The following is a 21,497-nucleotide window of genomic DNA, read 5'->3' as shown; positions in this document are numbered from 1 at the left end:
AATATATCCACTGGTACAATCATGAACGTTCAAAAGAAAAATTGGATGGACTAAGTCCAGTCGAATACCGAACTCAGTCCATCCAATCAGCTGCATAACAAAACTCTAACTTTTGGGGTTAGCCACCATGGTGGTCTTTTTATGTTAATTGAATGCGATTAAAGAGGTTCATTTAGACCTGTATTCATGAGATATTGAGATGCCTATATAAGCCGACGGAGCAATTGATCAATGAAGCTGCTTGATCAAACTCTTGAGAGCACCTTATTAATTCTTGTATCAAATTTCTTATACTTTCTAAAACACCAATTGAAACGTTACAGCTAATGGGAAGAAGAATGCATCCTTCTTATTCTGCGAAACACCTTTTGTCCTTTCAAATAAAGCAGCAGTTACATTTCAACTGCTGCTTATACCTCTACCCCATACGATAAGTCTTATTTAAACTCATTAGGGTGACGGCGCTTTAATTCTTCTACTGCATATTCCCGTCCTGTTTTCTCCAGATGCTGAATATATTTTGGTAAGCTCCCTTTGGCATGGAATGGGCCGCCTTCCCGCATCACAGTCCATAATGGGTCTACATCTGATGAACTGGTATGCATCATTTCCTCATGCCATTCGTTCAATCGGTAAACGGCCTCTTTGCAAATCTGCGGATATTCCTTTGCCACATTTTGAACTTCATGAGGGTCATTCTTAATATTAAAAAGCATTTCCTTATCAAATAAATGATAACCGTCATGGTAGGTCCGGATATATAGCCAATCATCAAACCTGACGCTGCGCTGACAAACATGTGCACATTGTGAAACGACTAAATAATCACGGCCTGAACCTGTTTCACCTTTTAAGGCTGGAGCATAACTTTGTCCATCCCATCCCGATGCTGGTTGTCGATTTAATATATCGGCCAGGGTTGGATTTAAATCTAAATGATAATGCAGTTCATCATCCACATGACCTGGTTTCGTTACTCCCGGCCAGCGAATGATCATAGGAATATTACAAGTTGCGTGGTCTGCTGTACCATGTTCACCGTATATGCCTAACTCTCCCATATTCTCGCCATGATCACCAGTAATGATAATAATCGTTTCTTCCATGATTCCCAAATCCTCTAAAGACTTAAAGACTTTCCCTAAGTTATCGTCCATCCAGCGTACTCCACAGTCATAACCATCTATCATCTGTCGCAATCCGGCCATGTCCTTTATTTCACCTGGAGATCTTGGAAAATCAGGGTTTTGTTTATTATCATACATATTGATTTCACTGGCACTATGAGGACCGACTTTCTTTTTGTGCTCTTCCAGCACTTCTTCTGTGATCCATACAGGAAGAGGATCGTTCTCAAATGGATTTCCAAATTCCTCCGGAGCACGATATGGGGTATGGGGATCCCAATAATTCACATAGAGAAACCAATTATCCTCCTCGGCATTATGTTCGAGCCATTTCAGAACTTCCGGCGTCACCTCTTCTGCTGACTCTATCCCGGCTTTACCTGTATTATGCATTTCCCGAAATCCCGCATAAAAATTCCATGTACCGTGCCTTTGTGCAAATGGGCTAATTAATACAGGCTTCAAACCAGCTTGATCTACAAACGAAGGAAGGCTCTCCAATGCAAGGCGATCAGAAAAGTCCCTCTTTGGTCCATCATGACGTACATCACCTGCAGTTCCACCGTGTCCTACCAGACCATTGTGTATACCAAGTTGGCCAGACATGAGTGCAGATCTAGAAGGTGCACACGGTGCGTCCGATGTATAGTAGTTTGTAAACCTTACCCCATCCTTACAAATACGGTCGATATTAGGTGAAGTGTCCCGATGATAACCGTAGCATCCCAAGTGATCCGGTCTTGTTGAGTCTAAATCCAACAAAAGGACTCTCATTTTCATTTCCCCCTTGAACATGTATATTTTTATGAATTTGATTATTTATTGTTATGGAATTCCCTTTAGATCCCCTTCTATTAATCTTTCGCTAATGTTTCGAATTTTTCTGGACGATATCGGCGTTCCAATCTGTCAGCAGCCGCATTTCGATCTTGACTGCGCAGCTTTTCTAAATAGGAATCAAGATTCAAGTCATCTCTTGTGTGGAAGGGCCCGCCTTCATGAATGACATTCCACATCGGGTCTACCGGGGAATCGGACGACACCATTTGTTCGGCCACCCATTCATCTAAGAGTCGCAGACCTTTTGCAACAACTTCTGGTCTTTGATCAACTAAATTAGTTGTTTCGTGCGGGTCATTTTCAATATCAAATAACATTAATTCAGGAAATTCCTTCAACCCGTCATGATACGTACGAATGAATATCCATTTATCGAAACGCACTCCACGTTGGCAGCTCCAGGCACATTGACTAACGACGAGATACTGTCGGCCTGCAGATTTTCCTTCTGTGAGGGCAGGCAAAAAGCTGATCCCATCCCATCTTTCCCGCTGTTCACCACCAACCAGCTCCGTCAAGGTAGGTCCAAGATCGATCTGATAGTGAAAATCTTCATCCACGTGTCCCTGTTTCACTCCAGGACCAGCAATGATACATGGGATACGGCTTGTGATATGGTCTGCCGTCTGGTGGTCTCCGTACACATTCAACTCGCCTTGATTCTCACCGTGATCCGAAGAAATAATGATGATTGTCTCATTTAGAATACCTTCATCTTCAAGGGCCTGAAGAATTTTACCGACATGATCGTCGACATGCCGAATAGCAGTATCATATCCATCGATCCATTTCTTAAAATCATTCCTGCATGTAATTTCTTCAGGGATTCCCGGACACTGTCTGACAGTTGGTAAATCTCTTGCACTATAAGGACCATAGCTTTCACGATGCACAGCAATCATCTCTTCCGTCAGCCATGCCGGAGCAGGGTCATGTTCAAACGGATTCCCAAATTCTTCTGGAGTTCGGTATGGCGTATGCGGATCCCAGAAATTCAGATATAAGAACCAATCTTCTTTTTCACTTCCTCGCTCTTTAATCCAGCGTAAAGCTTCTTTTGACACATCTCCTGCAGTTTCTCCTGCATGTTTTCCTGTGTCATGAGCTTCTAAAAACCCTTGTAGCATATGCCATGCAGAATGACGCCCGGGAAAAGGACTGATAATGGCAGTGTGATGTTTATGGAATCTAAGTACATCAACCCAAGCTTGATATTCAGTATGGTGATAATTAAAAGGGCGATCCTTCCCAATTGGACGCATATCAGCCTGCAACCCGCCATGATTTACAACTCCTGTATGGATTCCATAGCGAGAACTGAATAATGCAGTACGAGATGGAGCGCACGGTGCATCAGAGGCGTAATAATTTGTGAAGTGGACCCCTCGTTCTGCAATGCTATCTATATTCGGTGTCGTATTTCGTTCATAGCCATAGCACCCTAAATGGTCTGGACGCAATGCATCTATATCGATATAAAGAATTTTCATATTCTTTTCATCCTCTTTTATCATTTTTTGATTAATCCATCCAAAGGGCATTTCCTTTCACTACCGTCAACTTTAATGAAAACAGATGCATGAAAGGTAACTTAATTGATTTCTAAAGTTGAAATAATTGGATAGTGATCCGATGGATAAGCGTTATCTACCTTTCTTCTGTCCACATCTGTTTGTAACACCTTTATTTCAGGGCTCGTGAAAATGTAGTCAATTGGTTCTCCTTCCGTTCCGCCATTAAAACCATGAAATGTTCTGCCTATAGGCTCATTCAATTCCATAAACGCATCTTGTAGGTTAACTGTTTCATCCATAATAGTTGCTTCTCCACGCAAGAAACGGACAACAGGATTGGCAGGTTCACTGTTAAAATCTCCTGTCAAAATTACGGGGATCTTTTTCTGATCATAATGATTTAAAAGCCTTTTCCAGATTAAGTGAATACCCTTTTCTCTGGCTTCTTGACTAATATGGTCGAGATGAGTGTTATAGACAATAAACTCAGTGCCATCATTCATAAACCGGAAATGCACCCATGTACAGATTCTTGGAAAATCACTTCCCCAACTGATACTGTTTGGAGTATCTGGTTGTTCAGACAGCCAAAATTGTCCATTTTCGACTACATCCAGTTTCTTATCATGATAAAAAATGGCACAAAATTCATCAGCCATACCGCCGCGCCTCCCGTTACCGATCCATCGGTAATCCGGCAAGTCTTCTTCGATATCTTTAATCATCCGCAGTAATCCTTCTTGTGTACCGATAATAGCAGGCTGGTGATTGTTAATGAGTTGAGTAACCTTTTTTTCTCGATACTCCCAGGCATTGCTTCCATCCTGAGGGATATCTACCCTTAGATTGAACGTCATCACTTTAAGGACCATCTTTCCATCACTCTTTCTCGTTAAGTGAATTTCCATTTGTTAATACCGCTTTCTCATCATTTTTATAGATGAATTGGCTTCAACTATTTCAACAGGTGATAAGAACGAAGAGCCTAAACGAGTGTACGGTATACAACCTTGCCCCAAATAATTTTGCCTCTTGATAGCTAGTTGAATTTAGTTAGCGGTTTGGTTTAGAAACCATTTATATAGTTGCTTATTTTCATAGGTTTTAGTCCAAGAATCATGACTGACTCCCTTATATACAGTTAATTTTGCGTTTCCACCATGCGCTTTCAATTTTCGAATGACTTTTTGAGCCTCTTTTATTGGTACAATATCATCTGCATCTCCATGAAATGCCCAGACCGGAAGATCCTTTATCTCTTTCAGTCCCTCAAATAATTGATTTACGTTAATTGTAATTTGCAACTCTTCTATTCTGACTTCTGGTATTGAAAGTGCTCCACAGACCGGAGCAATTGCTGCAAAGCGCTTTGGGTTCGATATTGCAAGATGCCAAGCTCCAATCCCTCCCATGCTTAGCCCGGTAAGATAAATCCGTGCAGGATCTATTGAACATTCCCTGATAATTTCATCAAGCAGTGCACTCAATACTTCCAGTTCATTCACCCAATAGGAGTCAGCGGGGCACTGTGGAGAAACTACGATAAATGGGAATTCTTCTTGATCTTCAACCATTTTCGGGACCCCATGTTTCTTGACTAACTCTATGTCATCCCCGCGTTCTCCAGCTCCATGAAGAAATAGTATAAGCGGCCATTTTAGAGAACCATTCTGCTGGAATGAATCCGGCAAGTATAAAAGATAATTCAACTGATAATCATTTAAATGAAACTTCATCTCTTTTTGCATAAATCATACTCCTTTTAATAGAAAATGATTATGTCCATTTCTTAGTTGATTGGACTCAGAAAAAGCGCAGTTGAAACGTTTCAATAAATACCCTGAATAAAACCTCCATGAGACGATATTCTTGGAGGTTAATAGGTTTGAGTATGTTTCTCCCTGTGAAAGTGCTTGCATATTCTCTTGAAAAATCCAAAATATATATTCCACCTTGTTAGAGGTTATGTTTACAATTCCCCGCCTTTTAACTTGATGAGCGGTGAATGAATTCAATAGGGATATCAGGAGTTTGAAAATCATATTGTTTGTTCAGCATTTTAAATAAAATTTCAGCAGCAGTCTTCCCCCATAGCTTTTTCTGTATACGTACTGTAGATATTGGAGGATCAAAATGTTTAGAAAGGGCAATATCATCAAATCCAACTACTGAAACATCATTGGGTACATTTATTCCATTCTGCTGAAAAGCCTTGATCGCACCCATGGCCATTTCATCATTTGCACAAACGAAAGCAGTGGGGTATATTTCATTGTCATTGATATATTGATCCATGACCAGCAAACTACTGATTTCGGTAAAATTAGCTCGTATGAAGTCACCTTCGATAACTGGCACATTATTCTTTTTCATTGAATCTTTAAATCCAGCCAACCGCATTTCACCATCGTACGAATCAAAAGAACCACCAATAAATCCAATTCTTTGATGCCCTTTGTCGACAAGGTGTTTTACTGCAAGATCAATACCCACTTTGTTTTGCAATAAGACATTTTTAATATTCTGGTTAGTCATTTCACGATCTAATGTAACAATAGGCATTTTTTCATTCGCAAGAAATTCAATCGTATGATCATCCACATGGAAATTCAGAATGATAGCCCCGTCTACATAATTTTCAACTAGTAGTCTATGTTTACTATTAGATGCACACACTACCATCTCATACCCATTCTTAATGACTACATCTTGGACCCCCTCTAATAACTCGTTAAAAAAGGGACCTGTAAAACCACTCAAAAAGAAGCCAATAATCTCGCTTTTATTTTTCTTTAAATTTTTTGCACTTGCATTCGGGCGGTATCCAATCTTTCTGGCTGCCTTTAGAACTTTTTCCCTTGTTTCTTTTGTTATGAGTGAGCTGCCATTAATGGCATACGATGCGGTCGATACACTCACATTGGCTTCTTTTGCTACATCCTTTAAGGTAGGCATTCCGTTCAATCCTTTTATTAAATAGAATTTCAAAACCACGAAATGTATTAACTTCGCAATTGAAACGTTTCAATGAGTTCATTCTAATTCAAATAGAAAACGTTTACAATACATTATTTAAATATTTAAAATTCAATAACTCATTAAGCCCGTATGTCTGCCGCACATCTAAATCCAATGTTTCCAGTTGAGCTATCAGGAGTATTTGCCGTCCTTGCTGCAACTCGGTAACGATTACAGTAAGATTGATGACAAAGATAGGACCCTCCTTTCATTACTTTAGCGGTCCCTGTATCTGGTCCATGTGGATTATGGCTTACTTTAGCTTTAGGGTGCTTATTGGTAAACCAATCCTCACACCATTCCCACACATTCCCGGAAACATTATAAAGACCGAATCCATTCGGCGGAAAAGCATGAACCGGAGCAGTTGAGATATACCCATCCTCTCCCGTATTGGTGGTGGGAAACTTACCTTGCCAAATATTACATTGATGCTCACCCTTCACGTGGAGCTCATTCCCCCAAGGAAATCTGTTACTAACCAGACCACCTCGTGCCGCATATTCCCATTCCGCTTCTGTAGGTAATCTCTTTCCAGACCAATTACAATACGCTTGGGCATCATTCCATGAAATATGAACAACAGGGTGATCTAACCGATTCTCTATGGAGGAATCTGGACCTTCCGGCTGTTTCCAACATGCCCCATTTACGACAAGCCACCATGGAGTCTCTCTGACGGAGTTGATTACTTGATTATTAACTTTTTCTGACACAAGTAAATGAAAGACAAAAGACCAACCGAAACATTCTGCTTCTGTCACATATCCTGTCTCTTCAATAAACTCTTGAAATTGGCTGTTCGTCACGGAGTAACGGTCTATGGCAAATGGTTTCAAATTTACAGTTCGAAGGGGGCCCTCACCATCTCTCGGATAGCCTATTTTATCATCCGTTCCCATAAGAAATTTTCCACCGGGTAGCTGAATTAAATTTTCATCATGCCGCAGCTGATTGGATTTCCTAGTTGGAATGATACCTTGAAAATCTTTATCAGTAACCTTTTCTCTTTCGCCTCTAGATGCTGAACAACACTTTTGAATTTTCATGAATCACTACTCCCTATTCTATCAACTTAAATAACACCGTATTTATAGTATTATATTTTATAAAAAGTAACATCACTACTTACTAGTTGCAACTTTATATAGCTTGAGGATATCATTTTCCATTCTTCTTAGGTTACCTTATTCAGTTATTAATTGCTGACAGAATAAGGAGTTCCGATTCGATTCCTATTTGTTCTCTACTTTTCCACACAAAGTAGATTGACTTTTCTGAATATAGCCGGTACCATTTTTTATAATGACAAGCCTGCGAATACATATGCCCTTTATTGATTTATACCTATGTCGACTGACATGAAAGGAGAATACCATGACTCAGTATGGAAACCATGTTCAGAATGAAGTCTATCAGAGGAAGGTCCGTCCCTCCATTCCATTCAGGTTTGAAGATCTTGAACGGAAGGCACGTGAAAAGCTTGAGGACGGACCCTATTATTATGTGGCAGGAGGTGCCGGTGGAGAGGAGACGATGCGCGCCAACAGGAATGCATTCGATCGTTGGCAGATTGTTCCCCGGATGCTGACTAACGTCGAAAAACGTGACCTGAAGGTGTCATTATTGGGAGAAATCTACTCCACACCCCTAATGCTCGCTCCCATTGGTGTGCAATCCATCGTCCATCCTGACGGGGAGCTTGCGTCTGCACGTGCGGCAGCTTGTATGAATGTTCCGTTCATTGCAAGCTCTGCTTCTACCCGTTCCATGGAAGAAGTTGCTTCTGCAATGGGTGATTCCCCAAGATGGTTCCAGCTATATTGGAGTAACGACCGTGAGATTGCAGCCAGTATGCTCAGGAGGGCTGAAGCGTCCGGATATTCCGCAATCGTCGTAACTCTTGATGCTCCGATGATGGCATGGCGTGAATACGATCTTGAAAACACATATCTCCCGTTTCTGTCGGGAGAAGGTGTCGGGAATTATGTAAGTGACCCTGTCTTTCGTTCAAGGTTGAAAGACCCTCCTGAAGTTGACAAGACTGCAGCTGCCATCCTCTGGTCCCAGGTGTTTGGCAATGCCAGTTTAACGTGGGATGACTTGGAGTTTCTTCGGGAGCATACAAGTCTGCCTATCCTTCTGAAAGGAATTCTCCATCCTGACGATGCGAAGCTTGCCATCGATCATGGAATGGACGGGATCATTGTATCCAATCATGGTGGAAGACAGGTTGACGGAGCCATTGGAGCATTGGACTCATTGCCGATGATATGCCAGGTTGTGAACGGGCGGATTCCTGTATTATTTGACAGTGGTATCCGGCGGGGAGCGGATGTGGTGAAAGCATTGGCCCTGGGAGCGAGCTCCGTCCTCTTAGGGAGACCCTATATGTACGGTTTGACGCTTGCTGGTGAGCAAGGGGTAAAGGAAGTGATCCGGAACGTACTGGCCGATCTCGATTTGACCCTGGCTCTTTCCGGTCAAGCATCCGTTTCTGAATTGGATTCTTCTCTTCTGATACACACGAAAGACATATCATCACCTTTAAGGACAAGAATACCGGAATCACAATCTGCCGGGATAAAGTCATAATGAATTAGCCCCTGCCTAAATGACAGGGGTTTTTTAGTCCAGATTATTTTTGCCCTGGGAGATCGATCCGTCAGCTTTCTCATAGGAAAAAACATGAAATTCCCTATCCTCCTCCCTGTTCCTTCCATGGTATACTTTCATGTACAAAGGGGTTGTTAAATTTGGAAAAATATCCAGTATTTGAAACAGAGAGATTAGTCCTAAGACAGATCACCATGAATGATGTCAATTTTCTTTATGATCTCTATACTTCAGAAAACGTCCTCCGTTATTTCGGGATGAGTCCGATCGAATCAAAAGATGTAGCTGTAAGTATGGTGGAAAACTACGAAAAGCATTTAGAGTCGGGCGGGCCCATGCGCTTTGCCATCGTAGAGAAGAAAACTAAAAAGATGATCGGGACATGCGGATTCCATGGCATTTCGAAGGCTTATAAGCGATGCGAAATCGGATACGACCTGATCCCTGAGCACTGGGGGAAGGGAATCATGGGTGAGGCACTCACTCCGTTACTCAACTTTCTATTTACGGATAAAGGAATGAACCGTGCCGGAGCGGTAATCGTTCCTTATAATAAAGCATCCTCACGAGTAGTGGAGAAGCTTGGTTTCAAGCAGGAAGGTTTGCTGAGGGAATATATCCTTCAAGATGATCAGGCATATGATGCCTATATGTACAGTTTATTGAAGAAAGAATGGCTTTCAGAGTTTTAGACGAACCGGAAAAGGAAATAATGGTCAGTGCAGATGAAAAAGGAGCTGGTAGAATGGTACAGCAAATGTTTCATGGATTCTTGCGCTGGCCTTTGGTTATTCGAATTTTTATGATCGCCATTACGCTGATGCTGACCTTTGGCACGATCATTCACTTTATAGAGCCTGATACCTTTCCCTCTTTATTCGATGGAATCTGGTGGGCCATCATTACGACCTCCACGGTAGGATATGGAGATTTCGTTCCATTAACTCTTGAAGGGAGGCTGCTTGGGATTGTTTTAATCCTGGTGGGTGCCGGCTTTCTTTCAACCTATTTTGTTACACTGGCAGCGGAAACGGTCATGACACAAAATGCATATTTGGAAGGACGTGCCACCTTTAAAGGAAAAGAACATGTTATCATCGTAGGGTGGAATGAGCGGGCCAGGGAAGTGATCAATCAACTGACCTCCCTTCATTCCAGGTGCGATATCATTTTGGTCGATGAAACCCTTCAAAAAAATCCCTATAACAATAATCGTATCCATTTCATACGGGGGACACCGTTCAGGGATGCAATCCTAAAGAAAGTCAATCTTCATGAAGCCTCGATTGCCCTCATAACCGCTGATCAAAATAAGGATGAAATGACCTCGGATATGAATTCAGTCTTAACCCTTCTTGCCATGAAAGGAAACCATCCGGAATTATATACAGTGGTGGAGATTCTTCAAAAGGATCAAGTGGCAAATGCGAAACGGGCAGGAGCAGATGAAGTCATCCAGACGAATATGCAAACCAGTTATGTAATGATGAATAGCATTATTTCTCAAGGTATGTCTAAAACCATCTTAAAATTGTTGAATCATCTTAAAGGAAATAACCTGAAGCTGATCCCCGTTTCAGAAGTGTATATCAATGAAAATTTTCACACATTAAGTGGGCATCTCTTAAAGAACAATATCATCCTTCTAGGCATAAAAAAAGGAGAAAACACAACAGTGAATCCTCCTTTAACCATGATTGTTGAAGAATCAGACGAGCTGCTTGTAATTTCTAACTAGAAAACAAAGTATTCTCGAGTTCTTTTACAAGTTCTTTCCCAACGGCAATATACTCTTCAGGAAAGCTTGCATCCGGATCCTGCGGTTCTGAGAATTGATTGACGGATCCTGAGAAGCTTCCCGATGAAGCATAATCGTCTAAGCCAATCTGATATTTATGGGAAAGAAGGAAGGGTTTACCGAATTCAACAGTAGCCCCTCTTGAATCCAATTGCCCGTCTACAGAGGTGAACGGAACTCGTAAGAATTGATAACCAACCTCGTCATCCATTTTATAATCAAAGTAGCCGTGATCGTAATCCCAATTACCGCCGATCGAATACCCAAGCGGCTTTAATAGCTGCTCCAGTTTATACAGTTGATAATGCTTTCCTTCTATGCTCGATGAAAGTTCAATCACGTGGATGCATCCCCTTTCTTTTAGGAATAGTTTCTCCTAAAGAGAAAGAAAAATGTAAAAAGAGCACTGAGATTTCACTCAGTGCTCCTTTCTTATTTAAGACGTTTTTCTAGCTCGGCCTTTTTCTCTTCAAATCCTGGTTTTCCAAGAAGGGCAAACATATTCACTTTGTACGCTTCCACTCCCGGCTGGTCAAATGGATTCACTCCAAGAAGATAACCACTCATGGCACATGCTTTCTCAAAGAAGTATACAAGGTAACCGAATGTGTATGCATCCATTGCAGGAATCTCCACGATCAGGTTTGGTACCCCTCCATCTGTATGAGCAAGCAATGTACCTTCAAATGCTTTATTATTTACAAAGTCCACTGTCTCACCAGCAAGGTAATTTAACCCATCCAGGTCACTATCCGCTTTCTCGATTTTCAGCTCATGACGGGGCTCCGAAACCTTGATAACAGTTTCAAAAATGTCCCGGCGGCCTTCCTGGACATATTGACCAAGGGAATGGAGATCAGTCGAGAAGTTTGCAGAGGAAGGATAAATGCCTTTTTGGTCTTTTCCTTCACTTTCTCCAAACAGCTGCTTCCACCATTCTGAAAAGTATTGTAATCCCGGCTCATAGTTAATGAGCATTTCGATTGTTTTTCCTTTGTTGTATAGTGCGTTTCGAACGGCAGCATATTGATATGCTGGATTCTCAGCAAGCTCGGATTTCCCGAAATCTTCACGTGCCTGTGCCGCACCATTCATCATCGTTTCGATTTCCACTCCGCTTACAGCAATCGGAAGCAACCCTACTGCTGTTAGAACAGAGTAACGACCTCCGATATCATCAGGAACAACGAATGTTTCATAGCCTTCGTCCGTTGCCAGTGTTTTAAGGGCACCCTTTGATTTATCCGTTGTTGCATAGATGCGTTTGCGGGCTTCTTCAACACCGTATTTTTCTTCGAGCTTGTTACGGAAGATACGGAATGCAAGTGCCGGTTCTGTCGTTGTACCGGACTTTGAGATCACATTGATGGAGAAGTCTTTTCCATCAAGAAGATCCGTTAAATCTTTCATGTATGTGGAGCTGATGTTTTGTCCGACAAATAACACTTGTGGAGTGGAACGCTTTTCTTTCGGCAGGGCATTGTAGAAACTGTGGTTCAGCATTTCAATAGCTGCACGCGCCCCTAAGTAAGACCCACCGATTCCGATTACTAACAGCACATCGGAATCATTCTTAATTTTCTCTGCTGATTTCTGAATACGGGAAAATTCCTCTTTGTCATATTCTACCGGAAGGTCAATCCAACCCAGAAAATCATTTCCTGCACCTGTTTGTTCATGTAGGGAATGATGAGCCACCTTAACGGCATCACTTAAATATGTAAGTTCATGTTCGCCAAAAAACGATAACGCTTTTGAATAATCAAAACGAATGTGTGTCATAACCATCCTCCGATTAAAATATTTTCTTCTATCTCACTTTATCGGAAGCTGACTCGAGAATCAAGAAAGCTCCCTTTATGTAAGCGTGTGCATACCAAACTTTTTCAAAATAGGTTCTCACCCGCTTATATTTCCCTGTTTTATGGGAAGAAACCCCTATGGTAGGAAGAGGAAAAAAGTACACTTACGTAAACTGCTGTTTAACTTCCTGAAAATCCGGCCGATTCATCAATTTATTCACCCAAAAGAGGGACGGACCTTCACAAGGTCCGTCCCTCCCCACTTATTATAATGATGCTCTCAAAATCGCAAGTACGTCGTCTTTGTTCAGTTTATTGAAGTTTCCGAACTCGCCGTTGACCATGGCTTTGTCAGCCATCAAATCTAATTGGCTTTCGTCGATATCATAGTCCGCTAAGCGGGATGGTGCACCTATGCTTGTCCAGAATTCACGAAGCTTTTCAATTCCTTCCAGGGCCACTTCCTCTTCTGATTTACCGGAAGGATCGACATTGAATACGCGCTCTGACAGCTGAGCAAATCTGGAAGGATTCACTTTAAGATTATGCTTCATCCAGTTAGGGAATAGAATCGCGAGTCCACCTGCATGTGGGATGTCATACACGGCTGACACGGCATGCTCGATGTTATGACTTGCCCAGTCACCGTTGTAACCCATTTGCAGCATTCCGTTCAGTGCAATGGTCCCCGAGTACAGAATCGTCTCACGAAGCTCATAGTTTTCAAGATCATTGATCAACTTTGGAGCTGTTTCAATAACCGTAGTGAGAACAGATTCACACATACGGTCCTGAAGCGGTGTGTTTGTTGCATTATTGAAATACTGTTCAAACACGTGACTCATCATATCAACCATTCCGTAAATCGTATGGTCCTTCGGTACGGTGAAGGTATTTTCAGGGTCAAGAATGGAGAATTGCGGGAATGTCACCGGGCTTCCCCAACCATATTTCTCATTTGTTTCCCAGTTGGTAATAACGGATCCAGCATTCATTTCAGATCCCGTCGCAGCAAGGGTAAGAACCGTTCCGAATGGAAGAGCTTCTTTCGCAAAGGCTTTCTTCGTCACAAGATCCCATGCGTCTCCATCGTATTTCGCACCAGCCGCGATTGCTTTTGTACAATCAATGACGCTTCCTCCCCCAACAGCTAAAATGAAATCGATGTTATTTTCTTTACTTATTTCCACTCCGCGTCTAACGGTGGAAAGACGTGGATTCGGTTCAACTCCAGATAATTCAAATACTTCACTTTCAGTCTCTTTAAGTACTGACATAACTTGATCATATAGGCCGTTTCGCTTGATGCTTCCTCCGCCATAAACGACAAGCACCTTTTTCCCATATTGAGGTACCAATTCTTTCAATTGTTCTACTTGTCCTTTACCAAAAATTAATTTGGTTGGATTGTAAAAAGTAAATTCATTCATCGTTTGTTACCTCCCTGTATTCTATAAGGGCCGAATTATTTCGTTACCCAGAATTTTTTCACCACATTTTCTATTATCAAATATATCATCCCCAAATTGCAAAGAACTTGCATATAGAAATTTACTTTCAGGATATTGAATAGGAATATTCCTGGTGGGAAACTTATAAATGAGCCATTGAATATAAGGAGGAAAACAACATGAGTGGTATTCAACGTATTGCTTTGGTTCTTACGATCATTGGTGCTGTCAACTGGGGACTTATCGGTTTCTTTCAATTCGATCTTGTTGCAGCGATCTTTGGTGGTCAAGATGCAGCTCTATCCCGAATCGTTTACGGTTTGGTCGGAATTGCCGGCCTCATCAACCTGGGTCTGTTATTCAAACCTACGGAAGAGCTTGAAAGAGAACCGCATACAGAACCAACAAGATAAAGAGAACCTGAACAAAAAAGGTGACCCACCTCGGGTCACCTTTTTTATTGGCTCTTTTCGCAAGGCTGCTTTCGCAAACATTGTTGCTTTTTAATTAGTGAGTGCTAGTTGATTGGAACGAAGGGTGCTCGCTTTCCGCGGGGCGTGAGTTGAGCCTCCTCGGGCTTTGCCCTCCGGGGTCTCAACTTTCCCGCTATTCCCGCAGGAGTCGAGCACCTTCCGTTCCAATCAACTTTCTAAGCGTGTGTGTCTGAAATAGAAATATATAAATACCTTGTTTTTAACTTAACTTCTTTCTAATGTTGAGCAATCAACGTTCTGCTCTTTCCATCACCTCTTGTCACTAGTGAGTTCTGTAGATGGCGAGGGCACTGCGTAGACGCTGGCTGGGATCTGGCGTACCAATACCCCGTTCGTTTTAGCTGAAGCAAACCAGTCCCCCCCTTACCGTCCCCCAACACCGGTTAACAGTGCTCAAGCAACAAATTGTTCAAAAACCACAATCTTTCCGAAAAGAGCCTTTCGCAAAGATTGTGGTTATGATTAGAAATACTATTACACATGCCCTGACATTTTTTGTTGTAGTGAAAAACGTACTCTTGGACAGTTGATTCTTTCTGCAGTTGCTAAGACTCCTCCGGGAAGAACTGGACAGTCCGAAAAGCGGAAACGGCTTGCTCAGGCCCCGACATGCATAAGATGAATGGGCGTAAGAAGGCGTTCTTTGCCTTCTTACGCCCATTTAAGCTTATGACCTCGAGGGTCTAGCCGCTGGAGGAATACAGGTGAGAGCCCGGAGGCACATCACCAGCCCCTTAAAAGCGAGCACCTGGAGTGGAAATCAACCAATAAACGCTTCAAAAAAAAATAAAACAATGTTGACGAAAACAGCCTTTTTATTTCAATAATTTTTTGATGATCTGCATTCCGAATCGTCCACTCGGATAACGGAAGCTCATATCGAATTTGGTTGTCTGCTTCAAGATACTTTTGTAATGGGAGAAGGTTGCGAAGCTTGATTCACCATGATAATTCCCAATTCCGCTTTCCCCTACCCCGCCGAAAGGAAGATAGGGTGTTACGATATGCATAAGAGTATCATTAACACACCCTCCACCATAGGAGACTGATCTGTTGATCTTCTCTTCAGTGATAGGGTTGCTCGTAAACAAGTAGAGTGCCAAAGGTTTCGGTCGTTCAGTCACAAAATCAATGACCTCCTCAAGATCCTCATATTCAATGACAGGAAAAATAGGTCCGAAAATCTCATCCTGCATCACAGGTACTGAGAAATCCCTTGGCTCCATCAACGTCGGTTCGATTTTCAATCCAGCAGGATCCACATTTCCCCCTAAGAGGATGTCTCCGTCTTCCAAATAGCTCGTCAAGCGCTTGTAATGACGCTCGTTTACAATCCGTCCGAATTTATCGCTTTTCAGAGGTTCCGTTCCATAAAACTCAATCACAGTTTTCTTGAATTCAGTAATGAACTCATCTTTCTTGCTTTTATGAATAAACAGATAGTCCGGTGCAATGCAGGTCTGCCCCGCGTTCGTCACTTTCCCGAAAGCAATCCGCTTGGCGGCAAGGGGGATATCGGCTGTTTCGTCTACTATGCATGGGCTTTTCCCACCCAATTCGAGGGTTACCGGGATCAACTGCTTGGCCGCAGCTTCCATGACCACTTTCCCCACAGGTATACTTCCGGTGAAAAAGATATAATCAAAAGGCTGCTTGAGAAGCTTCTGTGTCGTCGCCACTCCCCCCTCAATAACGAATAGCTGCCTTGGATCAAAATGTGTATTGATCATTTTAGCCAGTAAAGCCGAGGTCGTCGGAGTAAGCTCTGACGGTTTAACAATCGCAGTATTACCCGCTGCGATCGCACCGATGACCGGTGCCAATGCGAGTTGAATCGGATAATTCCAAGGTGCAATAATCAATGTGGTTCCGTAAGGCTCAGGCACGGTGTAGGCTTTCGATCCGATATGGGTTTTCGCCGTTTTCACCTTTTTTGGTTCTGCCCACTCATCGATATGCTTCTGCACGAATCGAATCTCCTCCAGCAAGATGCCGATCTCTGTGGCATATGTTTCCATTTCGGATTTATTCAAGTCTTTCTTTAGAGCATTGATGATTTCTGCTTCATGATTTTTTATGACCGCGGAGAATTTCTCTAACAGATCTTTTCTGTATTGAATAGGCCGGGTCACACCGGACTTAAAAAACTGCTTATGCTGTTGAAGACTGGATACTATCGCTTCAGGAGAAGCTTCCTCTATGAACAGTTCAGTAGACATATGATTCACTCCCTAACGTTTAATAGTTTAAACACAAGAACATAAAAAACGTACGTTAAAATGGCTCCTATGTCAATTTCAATGATTTTACCCAAAACAAATGCTTTCTAATCATTTCTATATTCATGTTTGAATTCCTTTAAGGACCCAAAAAAAAGAACGTACCTCATTCAAAAATGAGAATACGTTCTTTCATTCATGCGATCGTTACACCCAACCTCTAAATCTTGAGGCTTCAGCCATTTTGCGTGCGCCGACCATGTATGCGGCTAGTCGCATATTCACTCGACGATTCTGAGATGTTTCATATACATTGTTGAAAGCTTCGACAAGTTTAGCATAAAGCTTCTCGTTTACTTCTTCTTCTGTCCAATAGTACCCTTGGTTGTTCTGAACCCATTCGAAGTAAGAAACCGTTACTCCACCGGCACTCGCTAGTACGTCGGGAACTAGGAGGATTCCTCTTTCAGAAAGAATTCGTGTGGCTTCAAAGGTAGTAGGACCATTTGCAGCTTCTACCACAATGGATGCTTTAATATCATAGACATTCTCTTCCGTGATCTGGTTTGAAATCGCTGCAGGTACAAGGATATCACACTCGAGCTCCAGTAATTCTTTGTTTGTAATCGTATTCTCAAACAATGTCGTTACTGTCCCAAAGCTATCCCGACGATCCAACAGGTAATCGATATCCAGACCCGCCGGATCATGCAAAGCCCCTTGGGCATCGGAAATGGCAATAACCTTGGCACCTGCATCGTGCATGAACTTCGCTAAGAAACTTCCGGCATTTCCAAAACCCTGGATGACGACCCTTGCACCTTTAATATCAATGCCACGTTTCTTTGCTGCCTGATCGATACAGATCGTAACACCCTGTGCTGTAGCCTTTTCACGACCTTGGGAACCACCAAGGACAATCGGTTTTCCTGTAATGAACCCTGGTGAATCATTTTCACGAAGACGGCTGTATTCATCCATCATCCAAGCCATGATTTGAGAGTTTGTGTACACATCAGGTGCCGGTATATCCTTAGTTGGTCCAACAATCTGACTGATAGCACGAACATAACCACGGCTAAGCTTTTCAAGTTCAGTGAAGGACATTGTTCGTGGGTCACAGATGATCCCGCCTTTTCCTCCACCGTATGGAAGATCAACAATGCCGCATTTCAAGCTCATCCACATAGATAGAGCCTTTACTTCCTCTTCGTCCACTTCAGGATGGAATCGTACGCCGCCCTTCGTTGGACCTACTGCATCGTTATGTTGTGCACGGTAGCCCGTAAATACTTTGATACTGCCATCGTCCATTCGAACAGGGATTCGAACGGTCAACATACGAATCGGCTCTTTCAGAAGTTCATACATTTCTTCCGTATATCCAAGCTTCGATAAAGCATCATTGATGACATGCTGTGTAGAAGTAAACAGATTAAGGTTTTCTCCCATTGTAAACATTCGCCTCTTTATTATGTGATCTGAAACGTTGTTATTGTAACATATTACCGTATGTTAAACCATTGACTTGGGAAAGAAATAATTTTTATTTTTACGCCTGTTCAAGCACGTTTCAGGAAAAAAATCTTCTTACCAACGGCGTATTAAGACAATACTTTTTTGATTCGTTCAATCGCCCAGTCCAGGTCTTCTTGTGAGATGACAAGAGGTGGAGCAAAACGGATGACGGTCTCATGAGTTTCTTTACATAGCAATCCTTCTTCTTTGAGTTGTTCACAGTATTTACGGGCTGGCTCAGTCAGTTCCACTCCGATAAATAAACCACTGCCACGAACTTCCTTAATCATAGGATTATCTATCTCACGAAGTTTACTCATAAAGTATTCTCCCATTTGAAGGGAACGGCCGGCAAGGCCTTCATCGATCAACACATCCAGTGATGCAACGGACACTGCACATGCCATTGGATTTCCTCCGAAAGTAGAGCCATGAGAGCCAGGATTGAATACACCAAGCACTTCTTCGTCTGCTACCACACAAGAAATCGGGAATACCCCGCCTCCCAGAGCTTTTCCGAGAATGTACATATCAGGATCGATATCTTCCCACTCACATGCAAACATTTTTCCGGAACGGGCAAGCCCTGCCTGAATTTCATCTGCAATGAATAGGACATTATTTTCTTTACATAACTCAAACGCAGCTTTCATGAAGCCTTTAGGCGGGAATACGATCCCTGCCTCCCCTTGGATCGGTTCAATGAGGAAAGCCGCTGTATTTGGAGTGATTGCTTCTTTCAGTGCGTCAAGATCACCATAAGGAATTAAGTTGATCCCCGGAAGCATCGGACCGAACCCACGCTTATATTCTTCTTCTGAAGAAAGGGAAACGGCTGTCATCGTTCTTCCGTGAAAATTCCCGTTACACGCGATGATTTCTGCACTGTTTTCGGCTACACCCTTCACATCATAAGCCCAACGGCGAGCTGTTTTGATCGCCGTTTCAACCGCTTCAGCACCTGTGTTCATTGGAAGAGCCATGTCTTTACCCGTCAGCTTGCAGATCTTCTCATACCAAGGAGCTAATTGGTCATTGTGAAATGCCCTGGAAGTTAAGGTCACGCGGTCTGCCTGATCTTTTAACGCCTGGATGATCTTTGGATGACGGTGCCCTTGATTGACGGCTGAATATGCGCTCAGCATATCCATATACTTATTGCCCTCAGGGTCCTTCACCCATACACCCTCCGCTTCGGAAATGACGATTGGGAGAGGATGATAATTTTTCGCACCATATTTTTCGGTTTGTTCAATAATCGAATGAGTACTTACTGCCATGAAAGGTTCCTCCTAACGTAATAAAAAACAATTAAATAGTTATATACAAGGAAGGGGCCTCTGCGTACAAAGGCTCCCCCCGTTTTCACTCTTAAAGTGTTTCGGATGTCGTTTTTGCTTGAAGATGAAGCAGAAGATAATCCGGTCCGCCCGCTTTCGAGTCGGTACCTGACATATTGAATCCACCAAACGGCTGGTATCCAACGATGGCTCCTGTACAACCTCTATTGAAGTATAAGTTTCCAACATGGAAATCTTCACGGGCCTGTTCGATCTTCGCACGGTTATTCGTGATCACTGCACCTGTTAAACCATAATCCGTGTTGTTTGCAATCTCCAGGGCATGATCGAAGTCTTTCGCTTTCGAGAATGCGACAACCGGTCCAAAGACTTCTTCCTGCATCAATCGAGCATTTGCATCGAGATCAGCAAAGATTGTCGGTTTTACGAAGAAGCCTTTTGAATTATCCCCTTCTCCACCAATCATTAATTTACCTTCTTTTTTACCGATTTCAATGTAGCTCATAATTTTATCAAATGACGCCTGGTCGATCACAGGACCCATGAAATGCTCACGGTCTGTCGGATCTCCAACCGTCAATTCTTTCGTTAATTCAACTGCGCGCTCTAGTACTTGATCGTAAACGTCTTCCACCACAACGGCACGGGAACAGGCAGAACATTTTTGTCCGGAGAATCCGAATGCTGATGCAACAATTGATTTAGCCGCTAATTCAAGATCTCCTTCGCTATCGACAACAATCGTGTCCTTACCGCCCATTTCAGCGATAACGCGTTTCAGCCATTTTTGGCCGGGGTTCACTTTTGCTGCTCTTTCGTAGATACGGATACCAACGTCACGGGAACCTGTGAATGAAATAAAACGTGTCTTTGGATGATCGACCAGGTAATCTCCAACTTCTGCTCCACTTCCCGGAACATAGTTGATGACACCCTTCGGAAGACCTGCTTCTTCTAATACTTCAATGAACTTGGCTGCCACAACCGCAGTCGTTGAAGCTGGTTTAAGAAGAACCGTGTTACCCGTAACGATTGCTGCTACAGCTGTACCAGCCATGATCGCAAAGGCAAAATTCCAAGGCGAGATCACAACTCCCACTCCCAGTGGAATGTAGTTGAACTGGTTGTATTCACCTGGACGGCTTTCAACTGGGAACCCATCTTTCAAACGAAGCATTTGACGAGCATAGTATTCCATGAAATCGATCGCTTCCGCTGTATCAGCATCCGCTTCATTCCAAGGTTTACCTGCTTCTTTCGTTAGTAAAGCAGAGAATTCATGCTTACGCCGACGAACAATTGCAGAAGCGCGGAAAAGAATATCGGCGCGGGTTTCAGGCTTCACTTTACGCCATGTTTGGAATGCATCATAAGCGACATCCATCGCTTTTTCAGCTAGACCTTTATTCGCTTTGGACACACGTCCGATGAGTTCTTCTTTGTTTGCAGGGTTGACAGAAACGAGTTTATCATCGGTTGTTACCCGCTCTCCGCCAATCACTAATGGATAGTCTTGGCCTAAGTAACTGTTTACTACTTTTAGACCTTCTTTAAATGCTTTCTGATTCTCTTTCTCCGAAAAATCTGTGAATGGTTCGTGCTTGTAAGGAATCATGTGGGCATTTCCCCCTTTAAGCAAAGATTTTTTATTCATCCTCAATATGACGAGGTTCATTAGCAGATATGCAAAAAAAATTTGCATTTAGAAAACCCTTACACTTATAATAATGCAAAAGATAGTTGCATTTTTCAAGAGTTTTTTCAAAATTTTTTAAAATTCCACTCTTTTTGCGGAATCC

18 protein-coding genes are annotated in these 21,497 nt (G+C 42.6%); 5 read left to right on the top strand and 13 right to left on the bottom strand.

The window, feature by feature from the left end:
- Positions 1 to 98: IS3 family transposase (locus BAA9072_RS08895; protein WP_201714309.1), on the top strand; the 98-nt coding region annotated here is incomplete at its 5' end.
- Between the two features lie 339 nt (positions 99 to 437).
- Here BAA9072_RS08895 and BAA9072_RS08890 read toward each other — a convergent pair.
- The 6 genes from BAA9072_RS08890 to BAA9072_RS08865 all read right to left on the bottom strand — a co-directional run bounded on the left by BAA9072_RS08890 (position 438) and on the right by BAA9072_RS08865 (position 7,548).
- Positions 438 to 1,901, bottom strand: coding sequence for a sulfatase family protein (locus tag BAA9072_RS08890; RefSeq protein WP_201714308.1), 1,464 nt, complete (start codon positions 1,899 to 1,901; stop codon positions 438 to 440).
- Positions 1,902 to 1,981: 80 nt separating this feature from the next.
- On the bottom strand, positions 1,982 to 3,457 hold the full coding sequence (locus tag BAA9072_RS08885) for a sulfatase family protein (protein WP_201714307.1): 1,476 nt from the start codon (positions 3,455 to 3,457) through the stop codon (positions 1,982 to 1,984).
- Positions 3,458 to 3,558: 101 nt separating this feature from the next.
- The gene (locus BAA9072_RS08880) at positions 3,559 to 4,389 is read right to left on the bottom strand and encodes an endonuclease/exonuclease/phosphatase family protein (protein WP_201714306.1); all 831 of its coding nucleotides are present in this window, start codon (positions 4,387 to 4,389) and stop codon (positions 3,559 to 3,561) included.
- A gap of 141 nt (positions 4,390 to 4,530) precedes the next feature.
- Complete coding sequence (locus BAA9072_RS08875; protein WP_201714305.1) at positions 4,531 to 5,229, bottom strand: carboxylesterase family protein; 699 nt, start codon at positions 5,227 to 5,229, stop codon at positions 4,531 to 4,533.
- A gap of 238 nt (positions 5,230 to 5,467) precedes the next feature.
- On the bottom strand, positions 5,468 to 6,436 hold the full coding sequence (locus BAA9072_RS08870; RefSeq protein ID WP_201714304.1) for a LacI family DNA-binding transcriptional regulator: 969 nt from the start codon (positions 6,434 to 6,436) through the stop codon (positions 5,468 to 5,470).
- A gap of 143 nt (positions 6,437 to 6,579) precedes the next feature.
- Positions 6,580 to 7,548 carry a formylglycine-generating enzyme family protein gene (locus tag BAA9072_RS08865; RefSeq protein WP_201714303.1) on the bottom strand — a complete coding sequence of 323 codons (969 nt, stop codon included), beginning with the start codon at positions 7,546 to 7,548 and terminating at the stop codon, positions 6,580 to 6,582.
- Between the two features lie 328 nt (positions 7,549 to 7,876).
- Here BAA9072_RS08865 and BAA9072_RS08860 point away from each other — a divergent pair, with 328 nt between their 5' ends.
- The 3 genes from BAA9072_RS08860 (at position 7,877) to BAA9072_RS08850 (ending at position 10,853) form a co-directional block, all read left to right on the top strand.
- Positions 7,877 to 9,094 carry a lactate 2-monooxygenase gene (locus BAA9072_RS08860; RefSeq protein ID WP_201714302.1) on the top strand — a complete coding sequence of 406 codons (1,218 nt, stop codon included), beginning with the start codon at positions 7,877 to 7,879 and terminating at the stop codon, positions 9,092 to 9,094.
- Positions 9,095 to 9,255: 161 nt separating this feature from the next.
- The gene (locus tag BAA9072_RS08855; protein ID WP_201714301.1) at positions 9,256 to 9,807 is read left to right on the top strand and encodes a GNAT family N-acetyltransferase; all 552 of its coding nucleotides are present in this window, start codon (positions 9,256 to 9,258) and stop codon (positions 9,805 to 9,807) included.
- Positions 9,789 to 10,853 carry a potassium channel family protein gene (locus BAA9072_RS08850; RefSeq protein ID WP_330999278.1) on the top strand — a complete coding sequence of 355 codons (1,065 nt, stop codon included), beginning with the start codon at positions 9,789 to 9,791 and terminating at the stop codon, positions 10,851 to 10,853. Before BAA9072_RS08855 ends, BAA9072_RS08850 begins: the two co-directional genes overlap by 19 nt.
- On the opposite strand, the gene BAA9072_RS08845 is transcribed toward BAA9072_RS08850, so the two are convergent.
- The 3 genes from BAA9072_RS08845 to BAA9072_RS08835 form a co-directional block, all read right to left on the bottom strand.
- Positions 10,846 to 11,253 (bottom strand): YugN-like family protein, encoded by a 408-nt coding sequence (locus tag BAA9072_RS08845; RefSeq protein ID WP_201714300.1) that lies wholly within the window; start codon positions 11,251 to 11,253, stop codon positions 10,846 to 10,848. The two genes, BAA9072_RS08850 and BAA9072_RS08845, sit on opposite strands and share 8 nt — an antisense overlap.
- Positions 11,254 to 11,345: 92 nt before the next feature.
- A complete protein-coding gene (locus BAA9072_RS08840; protein ID WP_201714299.1) occupies positions 11,346 to 12,695 on the bottom strand; it encodes a glucose-6-phosphate isomerase in 1,350 nt (449 codons plus the stop codon).
- A 286-nt stretch (positions 12,696 to 12,981) separates the two neighbouring features.
- Entirely contained in the window at positions 12,982 to 14,145 is a 1,164-nt protein-coding gene (locus tag BAA9072_RS08835; protein ID WP_201714298.1) for an iron-containing alcohol dehydrogenase, read from the bottom strand.
- Between the two features lie 200 nt (positions 14,146 to 14,345).
- Here BAA9072_RS08835 and BAA9072_RS08830 point away from each other — a divergent pair, with 200 nt between their 5' ends.
- Positions 14,346 to 14,579: a DUF378 domain-containing protein gene (locus BAA9072_RS08830; RefSeq protein ID WP_098350129.1), complete on the top strand. Its 234-nt coding sequence runs from the start codon at positions 14,346 to 14,348 to the stop codon at positions 14,577 to 14,579.
- A gap of 896 nt (positions 14,580 to 15,475) precedes the next feature.
- Here the strand turns inward: BAA9072_RS08830 and BAA9072_RS08825 are convergent.
- The 4 genes from BAA9072_RS08825 to pruA form a co-directional block, all read right to left on the bottom strand.
- On the bottom strand, positions 15,476 to 16,879 hold the full coding sequence (locus tag BAA9072_RS08825; protein WP_201714297.1) for an aldehyde dehydrogenase: 1,404 nt from the start codon (positions 16,877 to 16,879) through the stop codon (positions 15,476 to 15,478).
- 207 nt (positions 16,880 to 17,086) lie between these two features.
- Positions 17,087 to 18,331: a Glu/Leu/Phe/Val family dehydrogenase gene (locus tag BAA9072_RS08820; RefSeq protein WP_201714296.1), complete on the bottom strand. Its 1,245-nt coding sequence runs from the start codon at positions 18,329 to 18,331 to the stop codon at positions 17,087 to 17,089.
- A gap of 152 nt (positions 18,332 to 18,483) precedes the next feature.
- Positions 18,484 to 19,677 carry an ornithine--oxo-acid transaminase gene (locus BAA9072_RS08815; protein ID WP_201714295.1) on the bottom strand — a complete coding sequence of 398 codons (1,194 nt, stop codon included), beginning with the start codon at positions 19,675 to 19,677 and terminating at the stop codon, positions 18,484 to 18,486.
- Between the two features lie 91 nt (positions 19,678 to 19,768).
- Positions 19,769 to 21,313, bottom strand: a complete 1,545-nt coding sequence (gene pruA / locus BAA9072_RS08810; RefSeq protein WP_201714294.1) for an L-glutamate gamma-semialdehyde dehydrogenase — start codon at positions 21,311 to 21,313, stop codon at positions 19,769 to 19,771.
- Positions 21,314 to 21,497 lie beyond the last annotated feature (184 nt).

Origin of the sequence: Rossellomorea arthrocnemi (genome assembly GCF_904424705.1) — a bacterium.
Classification (GTDB): Bacteria; Bacillota; Bacilli; order Bacillales; family Bacillaceae_B; genus Rossellomorea; species Rossellomorea arthrocnemi.
The sequence above is the reverse complement of the archived record's forward strand: the minus strand, read 5'-3'. Positions and strand labels throughout refer to the sequence as shown.